The 9,259-nt window shown below is 63.3% G+C and carries 10 protein-coding genes; 3 read left to right on the top strand and 7 right to left on the bottom strand.

The features are described 5' to 3' along the window. Window positions 1–629 (bottom strand): sulfurtransferase (locus tag ABWP50_RS06540; RefSeq protein WP_353217189.1); only part of this gene is annotated, 629 nt, incomplete at its 3' end. A gap of 119 nt (window positions 630–748) precedes the next feature. On the opposite strand from ABWP50_RS06540, the gene queF reads away from it, so the two are divergent. Both queF and ABWP50_RS06530 read left to right on the top strand, forming a co-directional pair. Continuing rightward, window positions 749–1,189, top strand: coding sequence for a preQ(1) synthase (gene queF, locus ABWP50_RS06535; RefSeq protein WP_353217224.1), 441 nt, complete (start codon window positions 749–751; stop codon window positions 1,187–1,189). 48 nt (window positions 1,190–1,237) lie between these two features. Next, window positions 1,238–2,959: a DUF885 domain-containing protein gene (locus tag ABWP50_RS06530; protein ID WP_353217223.1), complete on the top strand. Its 1,722-nt coding sequence runs from the start codon at window positions 1,238–1,240 to the stop codon at window positions 2,957–2,959. Between the two features lie 10 nt (window positions 2,960–2,969). Here ABWP50_RS06530 and queE read toward each other — a convergent pair whose 3' ends face one another. The 5 genes from queE to ABWP50_RS06505 form a co-directional block, all read right to left on the bottom strand. Further along, entirely contained in the window at window positions 2,970–3,602 is a 633-nt protein-coding gene (gene queE, locus ABWP50_RS06525) for a 7-carboxy-7-deazaguanine synthase (RefSeq protein WP_353217188.1), read from the bottom strand. Next, a complete protein-coding gene (gene queC / locus ABWP50_RS06520; RefSeq protein WP_353217187.1) occupies window positions 3,599–4,267 on the bottom strand; it encodes a 7-cyano-7-deazaguanine synthase QueC in 669 nt (222 codons plus the stop codon). Before queC ends, queE begins: the two co-directional genes overlap by 4 nt. Then, window positions 4,264–5,154, bottom strand: coding sequence for an Hsp33 family molecular chaperone HslO (gene hslO / locus ABWP50_RS06515; RefSeq protein ID WP_353217186.1), 891 nt, complete (start codon window positions 5,152–5,154; stop codon window positions 4,264–4,266). The genes queC and hslO overlap by 4 nt, the downstream gene beginning before the upstream one ends. After that, the gene (gene argF, locus ABWP50_RS06510; RefSeq protein WP_353217185.1) at window positions 5,154–6,092 is read right to left on the bottom strand and encodes an ornithine carbamoyltransferase; all 939 of its coding nucleotides are present in this window, start codon (window positions 6,090–6,092) and stop codon (window positions 5,154–5,156) included. The genes hslO and argF overlap by 1 nt, the downstream gene beginning before the upstream one ends. A gap of 112 nt (window positions 6,093–6,204) precedes the next feature. Next, complete coding sequence (locus tag ABWP50_RS06505; RefSeq protein WP_353217184.1) at window positions 6,205–7,392, bottom strand: aspartate aminotransferase family protein; 1,188 nt, start codon at window positions 7,390–7,392, stop codon at window positions 6,205–6,207. Window positions 7,393–7,616: 224 nt separating this feature from the next. On the opposite strand from ABWP50_RS06505, the gene ABWP50_RS06500 reads away from it, so the two are divergent. After that, a complete protein-coding gene (locus ABWP50_RS06500) occupies window positions 7,617–8,096 on the top strand; it encodes a YbaK/EbsC family protein (protein ID WP_353217183.1) in 480 nt (159 codons plus the stop codon). Here ABWP50_RS06500 and ABWP50_RS06495 read toward each other — a convergent pair. Beyond that, the coding region (locus ABWP50_RS06495) for an ABC1 kinase family protein (RefSeq protein WP_353217182.1) at window positions 7,982–9,259 on the bottom strand (1,278 nt) is incomplete at its 5' end. The genes ABWP50_RS06500 and ABWP50_RS06495 overlap by 115 nt on opposite strands.

The raw sequence follows: 9,259 nt of genomic DNA, 5'->3' as shown, positions 1-9,259 counted from the left end.
TTGAACAGCGCCGAATAGGGGATGTTGCGCGAACCGGGGATGTGGCCTGACCTAACGCCGGGGCGCGGATCGGCATCAGCCCCGCTGAAGCGCGCTGCCGAACGGGCGTCCACCACCTGTTCGGCCTTGGTGCGCAGATTTTCGGTCATCTGGCCCATGTCGCGCACCAGTTTCTTGTCTGCCCACACGGTAAAATGGCGATGGCGCACAATCGGCTTGCCGCTTTCGACGCTGCGGCCCTCGGCCTGCCACTTGCCAAAGCCGCCATCGAGGATGGCAACTTCGTGGGCACCAAACAGACCCAGCATCCACCATACCCGCGCTGCCGATTTCAGCGGACTGTTGTCATACACCACGATGCGGCTGCCATCGCCCAGGCCAAGGGCCTGACAACGCGACGCAAATTTCTCAGGTGCCGGCAGCATGGTTGGCAGGCTGCTGCTGGTGTCCGATACTTCTTCGATGTCAAAGAACACGGCGCCGGGAATATGCGCCGCTTCGAATTCGGCGCGGGCGTTGCGGCCAGCGGTGCCCTTTGGCGCTGGCAGGAACATTGTGGCATCGATGATGCGCAAATCGGTCTTGCCCATCTCTGCGGCAAGCCAGTCAGTGGACACAAGCAGGTTCATTCGGCACTCCCCGCCGATCATTATGTCGGCAACTGTGCAGATGACATAATAACGCCGTGTGCGCCTGTCACCCCCAACCGGGGCGGCGGCACGTCATCAGGAGGGTTTAAGTGGTAGATATGTTGTTTCTGGGCCAGACTTCGGGCCTGCCGGCGAGCCCTGACGCAGCGGTGCTGGATTATCCGCCCAATCCGCGGCCGGGTGCGCTGTATCTGGTGCGCTTCACCTGCCCGGAATTCACCTCGCTGTGCCCGGTGACCGGCCAGCCGGATTTTGCGCATATCGTGCTGGATTATGTGCCGGGCGATACCATCGTCGAATCAAAGGCGCTCAAGCTGTTCATGGGCAGTTTTCGCAACCACGCCGGTTTTCACGAAGATGTCACCGTGGGCATCGGCCAGCGGCTGGCGGCCGAAATGCAGCCGCGCTGGCTGCGCATCGGCGGTTACTGGTATCCGCGCGGCGGTATCCCGATTGATGTGTTCTGGCAATCCGGCCCTGTACCAGATGGCCTGTGGTTGCCCGATCAAGGCGTGCCCACCTATCGCGGGCGCGGTTGAAGCAATCGGGGTTGAAGCAATCGGGGTTGAAGCAAGGGGAAACGCATGATGTTTCGAGCAATTGTTGCTGCCACATTGCTGGCAAGCGGCGCACTGGCGCAAACCGGTGATGCCCGGCTGAAGGCGGTTTATGATGCGGAATGGCAGTGGCGGCTGGGGCAGACCGCGCAACAACAAGCTGGCGCGGATATAAGGCCTGGTGACCGGCTGCCGTGCGTGACCCCGGCGTGCTACGCGGCGCGCGGGGCCTATTGGCGCGGCGTGTTGCAGCAAGCCGCTGCCATTGCCGATGCGGATTTGTCTCCCGAAGAGCGGCTTAACAAGGCCGTGCTGATCGAATCGCTGCGCAGCGAAGTGACGGCCATCGGCTGGCGCCAATATGAAATGCCGATCAACAGCGACAGCAATTTCTGGGGTTATCTGCCGGCTCAGGTGCCCTTTCGCACCGCTTTGGAATATCGCGATTATATCGGCCGCTTACGCGATGTGCCGCGCTATTTTGCCGAGCAGACGGCCAACATGAAGGCCGGCCTGCAGCGCGGCTTTACGCCGCCCGCGGTTACGCTGGCAGGGCGAGACGAGACGCTTGCTGCGCAGATCAAGCCGGCTGGCGAAAGCCCGTTTTACGCGCCATTCCGGGTGATGCCGCCACAAATGCCCGCCGCCGAGCAGGATAAGCTGCGCGCCGAAGCGCGCGACGTGATCGACAATATCGTCAATCCAGCCGAAAGCCGCCTGCTGGTGTTTTTGCGCACCATTTATCTGCCGGGCGCGCGCACCACGCTGGCCGCGCGTGATCTGCCGGGCGGGCTGGCCTATTATCAGGATCAGATTCGCGAATACACCACGCTTGATCTGGCCCCTGCCGAGATCCACGCGCTTGGGCTGCGCGAGGTGACCCGCATCGATGCCGATATGCAAGCCACCATGCGATCGACCGGGTTTACAAGCGATTTCAAGGCATTTTTGGCTTTCCTTCGAACCGATCCGCAATTTTATGCCCGCACGCCGGCTGAATTGCTCGGGTTTTCGGCGCTGGTCATGAAAAAAATGGACGGGAAATTGGCGGAGGTGTTCACCATCCTGCCGCGCTATCGCTTCACGCTGCGGGCGGTGCCGGATGCCATTGCGCCGGTGTACACCTCCGGGCGCGGCGGCATCGATGCCTGTTACATGAACACCTATGATCTAAAGTCGCGGCCGCTCTACAATCTGGTGGCGTTGACGCTGCACGAATGTGTGCCGGGCCACAGCCACCAGGGCGCCATGGCGCTTGAAGCCCCGGCGCGGCCCGCCTTTCGCCGCGGCACCTATTTTTCCGGCTATGGCGAAGGCTGGGGGCTGTACACCGAATGGCTTGGCACCAGGCTGGGGATGTATGAAACGCCCTATGAGGAATTTGGCCGCGAAACCTTTGAAATGTGGCGCGCGGCGCGGTTGGTGATCGATACCGGCCTGCACACCATGGACTGGAGCCGGGCGCAGGCCATCGCCTATCTGGAAGACCATACCGCCCTGTCACGCCGCGATATCGAAGTGGAAGTGGACCGCTATATCAGCTGGCCGGGCCAGGCGCTGGCCTACAAGCTGGGCGAGCTGAAAATCCGGGCGCTGCGCAGCCGCGCCGAAGCCGAGCTGGGCGTGCGCTTTGATCAGCGGCCGTTTCACGACACACTGCTGGGCATGGGGTCGGTGCCGTTACCGGTCATGGAAGCTGAAATGCTGGCGTGGCTGGCCCGAGAAAAGGCCAGGGTGGCGCAGCAGCCATAGCCCTGAACGTTCAGGGCATGCCCGTCAGCTTGTGGGTTTGCAGGCTGAGCCGCCACTGCGGGTGCGCTAGGCAATAGGCGATGGTGGCCTGGATATTCTCGGCCTGCGCCGGTCCATCCATCGGCTGCAGGAAATAATACCGAAAGGGCAGGGCAGCAAAGCGTTCGGGCATCGCCTTGGGCTGCGGATAGACGAGTTTCAGCTCATCGCCCGCCGCAAGTACCAATGGCGCATCGGCCTTTGGCGATACGCAAATCCAGTCGATTCCCGGCGGCGACAGCTGGGTGCCGTTGGTTTCAATGGCAATTTCAAAGCCGTTGGCATGCAGCGCAGCCACCAGCGCGCCGTCCAGTTGCAGAAGCGGTTCGCCGCCGGTGCACACCACGAGGCGGTGGGCTGCGGTATTGCCCCAGCAGGCCGCAACCGCGTCGGCCAAACCTTGTGCATCGGCAAATTTGCCGCCGCCGGGGCCGTTGGTGCCGACAAAATCCGTATCGCAAAAGTTGCACACCGCAGTGGCACGGTCCTGCTCCCGGCCCGTCCACAGGTTGCAGCCGGCAAAGCGCAGGAACACCGCGCGCCGCCCGGTTTGCGCGCCTTCACCCTGCAGAGTGAGGAACAGCTCCTTGACCGCGTAGCTCATGCGGCAGGGTCCGCCACGCCAGCTTCGGCAAAGCCCTTGGCGCGCAGCCGGCAACTGTCGCACAAGCCGCACGGGCGACCACCCGGGGTTGGATCGTAGCAAGACCAGGTCAGGTGCAGCGGCGCGTTCACGGCCTGCGCCAGATGGATGATGCCGGCCTTGTCGAGCGCCATCAGCGGGGTGTGCACCTTGAAAGCCTCGCCTTCCCCGCCAGCTTTTGTGGCGGTGCCCGCCATGGTTTCGAACGCCGCGATGAATTCCGGTCGGCAGTCGGGATAGCCGCTGAAATCCAGGGCGTTGACGCCGATGAACAGATCGCGCGCACCAGCCGCTTCGGCCCAGCCCAGCGCCACCGACAGGAAGATCGTGTTGCGCGCTGGCACATAGGTGACTGGGATGCCAGGCTCCACGCCGCCCTTGGGCACAGCGATGTCAGCTGTAAGCGCCGATCCGCCAAAGCCAGTCAGGTCCAGCGGCAGCACGATATGGCGCTCGGCGCCCAACGCAGTTGCAACGCGGGCGGCATGTTCCAGTTCGATGCGGTGGCGCTGATTGTAATCGATGGTCAACGCCAGGATGCGCCAGCCTTCGGTGCGGGCCATGGCTGCCACCGTGGTCGAATCAAGCCCGCCAGACAGCAGGACAACCGCAAGCCTGCCCTTCATGCCGAGATGGCGAACACGCGGCTGCAAAATTGGCAGTCCACGGCGATCAGGCCCTTGTCGTCGCGCATGTCGATGCGCTCGGCTTCAGGGAAGCGCATCAGCACATCCTTGAGGTGGGCGGCCGAACAGCGGCAGCCCTTTACTGGCGTGGGGCCGGGCACCACGCGCACCGTTTCTTCATGGAACAGCCGCCACAGCAGTTTTTCAGCGGCCAGATCGGCATCGGTTAACTCTTCCGGGGTGATGGTTGCTGCCAGCGCAGCAACATGCTCCCAATCGGGATGTTGTTCGCCGGCATCCAGCCGCTCGCCGCCAATTTCGGCGCGCGCCAGATGCTGGACAATCAAACCGCCAGCCAGCCAGCCGGTCGCAGCGCTGCCGGCCACGCCGATGCGCATCAAGGTGGGCAATTGCTCGGATTGGCCAAACCAGCCCTCCAGCGCAACGGCCAGGCTGCGGCCCTCCAGCGGCACAATGCCTTGCCAGCGCTCATCCGAAGCGGCCTGATCAACCGTGATGGCCAGATAGCCTTTGCCGAACAATTCCGGGAGCGACATGCCTTCTTGAACAGCGGCTTGGCTATCGAACTTGATATGGCCGCGCAATTCACCAGCCCGCCAGTCACAGGCCAGCAAATCGACGACACCGCCTTTGGCAGAGGCTTGCACTGTCACCTGGCCGTCGTTCAGCCGCATCGTCGCGCCGACCAGCGCCGTGAGGGTGAGCGCTTCGGCCAGCAGGCGGATCAGCGGTTCGGGATAGGGATGGGCGGCGGTAATGGCATTCAGGGTGGCGTCCAGCCGCACCACCATGCCGCGTGCGCCGCGCGCCGGCACCATGAAACCGAGCGTGCAATCAGCCGTCGGGGCAATACCTTCTGCCAGCATCACAATTTTCCCAGGCACCACAGCAGGATCGATTTTTGCACATGCAGGCGATTTTCCGCCTCGTCCCACACCGCAGAATGCGGGCCGTCCATTACGCTGTCGGTCACTTCGTCGCCGCGGTGGGCGGGCAGGCAATGCAGGAACATCGCGCCGGGATTGGCCTTGGCCAGCAGCGCATCATCCACCCGAAACGGCAGGCATTGCGCGATTTTGTCCTTGCTTGCGGCATCTCCCATTGAAACCCCCATGGAAATCCATGTGTCGGTAACCACCACATCAGCGCCGTCCACGGCCGCAGCGGGATTGTGCACCAGATCGATACAGCCGCCCCGAGCGCAGGCCATCGCCATCACGCCGGCATCAGGCTCCAGCCCGCGCGGCACGCCAACCTTGAGATCGAATTTCAGCAGCGACGATGCCTCGATCAGGCTGTTGGTCATGTTGTTGCCGTCGCCCAGATAGGCCCAAGTTGACCCACTGACCGGGCGCCCGCTGCGCTCTTCATAGGTCATGATGTCGGCCATCACCTGGCAGGGATGCGTCAGATCGGTCAGGCCATTGATCACCGGCACCGTGGCATGCTCGGCCAGTTGCTCCAGCTTTTCATGGCTGTTGGTGCGCAGCATCAGCACATCCACCATGCGGCTGAGCACACGCGCGGTATCGGCGATGGTTTCGCCGCGGCCCAATTGCATGTCGCCGGCACTTGATACGATCGTGGTGGCGCCCAATTGCCGCGCTGCCATATCGAACGAAAACCGGGTGCGCGTGCTGGGCTTTTCAAAAATCATGCCCAGCACATGCCCGGCCAGCGGCGCATCGGTATCCACGCGGCCTTTGGGCCAAACGGCGCGCGCGGCCTTGCGGCGATGGGCGTCCGCCAAAATGCTGCGCAGTCCATCCGGTGTGGCCGTAGCAAGATCAAGAAAATGCGGCATTTTTCAGTTCCTCCCCTCTCCTTTATGGGGAGGGGCTGGGGGTGAGGAATGGGTGGGGCTTGGCAACCAGCCCCGCCCCAGGGCCCTCCCCTGAAGGGAGGTTAGCAAAAGCTCAGGCAGCCACAGCGGGCTGATAGCTGCGGGCGGCGGCGGACAGCCGGTCCACACATTCGCGGATCTGCTGTTCACCGATGGTGAGCGGCGGCAGCAAGCGCACGATATTGTCCCCGGCCGCAACCGCCAGGATGCCATGGCTGCGGGCGTGGGTCACAAAGGCGCGGCTGTCCGATTTCAGCTTGAGGCCAAGCATCAGGCCGCGGCCACGCACCGATTCAAACAGATCGTCGTGGTTGGGGATCATCTGCTCCAGCGCTTCGGTCAAGCGGGCGCCCATTGCGGTCACACGCTGCAAGAATTCTGGCTCCGCCACGATATCAAGCACCGCTTCACAGGCCGCCATCGCCAGCGGATTGCCGCCATAGGTGCTGCCATGGGTGCCGATCACCATCCCGGCTGCAGCGCGTTCAGTCGCCAGGCAGGCGCCAACCGGAAAGCCTCCACCAATGCCCTTGGCGATGGCCATGATATCGGGCGTGATGCCATAATGTTCGTGGGCAAACAGCGCGCCGGTGCGGGCCACACCGCACTGCACTTCATCAAGGATCAGCAGCAGGCCGCGTTCATCGGCCAGTGCGCGCAGGCCCCGCAAAAATTCCAGGCTGGCCGGGCGGATACCGCCTTCGCCCTGGATGGGTTCCACCATGAATGCACCCACGCTGTCGTCGATGGCGGCTTCGGCGGCGGCCAGATCGTCGAATGGCACCACCTTGAACCAATCGGGCAGCGGCTCGAAGCCCTTGCGCAACTTTTCCTGATCGGTGGCGGAAATTGCCGCCATGGTGCGGCCATGGAAGGCATTGGAGAAGGTGATCACGCGGTGCTTGTGGGGATTGCCGGCGGCATAGTGATAAGAAAGTGCAGTTTTCAACGCACATTCAAAGGCTTCAGCACCGCTGTTGGTAAAGAACACCGTGTCGGCAAAGGTCAATTCCACCAGCCGCTGCGCCAGATGCTCCTGCGCCGGTGCCTTGTAAAGATTGGACGTGTGCATCAGCGTGGCTGCTTGTTTCTGGATGGCAGCCACCAGATGCGGGTGGCCATGGCCCAGGCAATTCACGGCGATGCCGCTGGCCATATCCAGCCATTCGCGCCCCTGCGCATCAAAAAGATAGCAGCCATCACCGCGCACGGGCGCGACCTCACACCGGCCATAAACGGGCATCAGCGGGCTAATCGTCATCGTCTGTTTTCCTGATCGGCACCGGGATGCGGGCACCGCAAACGCAAAAGGGATCAATGAAAAAAAGGGCAACGCAAAAGAGGCGGCCCCAGCGAGCACGCCCCTACGAAATCGCTATAGCGATTTGGCTGCCGGCCCTCAACCCCTTCGCGGCCCCCTCGTGGCCCCCTCGCGGCGCAGCGTCCGTGCTTGCAGCGCGCGCCGGGGCCGGGCAAACCAGTGGCATGGCGCATGAGGATGTCTTGAACTGGCTGGCGGCGCGGGCGCCTGATCTGGCCGTGATCACGCCGGGGGCTTCGACAGCCACTGTGGCCGAGGCTGCGGCTGCGCTGGAGGTTGAACCGGGCCGCATCGCCAAGACGCTGGCCATGCGTGTGGCGGGCCCAGGTTTAGCAGGGGATGTGCTGCTACTGGTTACCCGCGGCGATGCCAGGCTGGACAATCAAAAGGCGCGCGCTGCGCTGGGCGGCAAGCCTCGCCTGCTCGATCCCGATGAAACCCTGGCCTTGACCGGCCATACCGTCGGCGGCGTGTGCCCGTTCGGCTTGAAAACGCCGCTGCCCGTGTGGCTGGATGTTTCGCTGCGCGGCTATGCCACGGTGTTTCCGGCCGCTGGTTCACGCGAAACCTCGCTGGAAATCGCGCCTGAGCGGTTAGCGGCGCTGGTTGGGCTGGGCTGGGTGGATGCCTGCAAGCTGGTGTAGGGCCGCACCAGCGCCGCCACGTCCACCCGCGCCTTCAGCTTGGCCGCCAGCAGATACATGCCGGCAATCTTGCGCTGGATGAACAGCAACTCGGGCGGCGGCGCGGTGAAATGCTCGCGCGCTGCAATCAGGCTGGCCGATTGCGCCTTCAGATTGGCAGCCAGGCCATTGCCGCCAAAATCAAACGCCCCGTCGTGGCGCAGCGGCGCAAAGCCATCGCGGGCCATCTCAACCAGCGTGGCGCGCATGGCCGCAGGTGCTTCAGCCGGGATCAGCCCGATGCCCTGCATGGCGGCCAGCAGGCCTTCGTCGTCGCCGGCCATGCCGCAGGCCAGCATCGTGCGATACGCCTCGCCAATGGCATCAGGCACTTCGCGTGCCGCACCAAAATCCAGCAACACCAGCCGGCCCGTATTGAGATCATAGCGATAATTGGCAAAGTTGGGATCGGTTTGCATCAGGCCCCAATCGAACAACTCGGCCATCAGCAGGCGCAGCATCAGGGTCATCACCCGGTCGCGTTCGGCCTGCGGCAGGGCAGCCATCCGGTCGATCGCAACACCTTTGACATGCCCCATGGCCAATATGGTTGGCGTTGACAGATCAGAGGCCAGGGCGGGCACCGCCACATCGGGCCAGCCGGCCACCAACGCGCCATAGCGGGCCAACATGCGGCCTTCGCGCACATAATCGGCCTCTTCGTGCAGCTGGCGCTTGGCCTCCTCCAGCAGGGCCCCCACGGCAAAACCGGACGGCACCAGACCCGACATCTTCACCAGAGCGGCGACATTGTCGACATCGGCATCGATGCTGGCGGCCACGCCGGGATACTGAACCTTGATCGCCAGATCGCGGCCATCCAGCGCGGTGGCCTGGTGCACTTGCCCGATCGATGCCGCGGCAATCGGCTGATCATCAAAATGACGGAATTGCGCCCGCCAATTGGGGCCCCAGCCTGCCACCAGCACCTGCTCAAGCTGAGATTTCGGCATCGGATCGGCATCGGCGCGCAGTCGTGCCAAAATCTGGGTCAATTCCGCTGGCAAAATATCGCCATCATCCATCGAAATCAGCTGGCCCAGCTTCATCGCGGCGCCGCGCAGCCGCGCCAGCTCATCGGCCAGCCGCTTGGCATTGCCCGGTGTGAGCAGCAGATTGGACAG

The organism is Sandarakinorhabdus sp. (genome assembly GCF_040398645.1).
GTDB lineage: Bacteria > Pseudomonadota > Alphaproteobacteria > Sphingomonadales > Sphingomonadaceae > Sandarakinorhabdus.
Note: the sequence above shows the minus strand (reverse complement) of the source record. Positions and strands in the feature narration are given on the sequence as shown.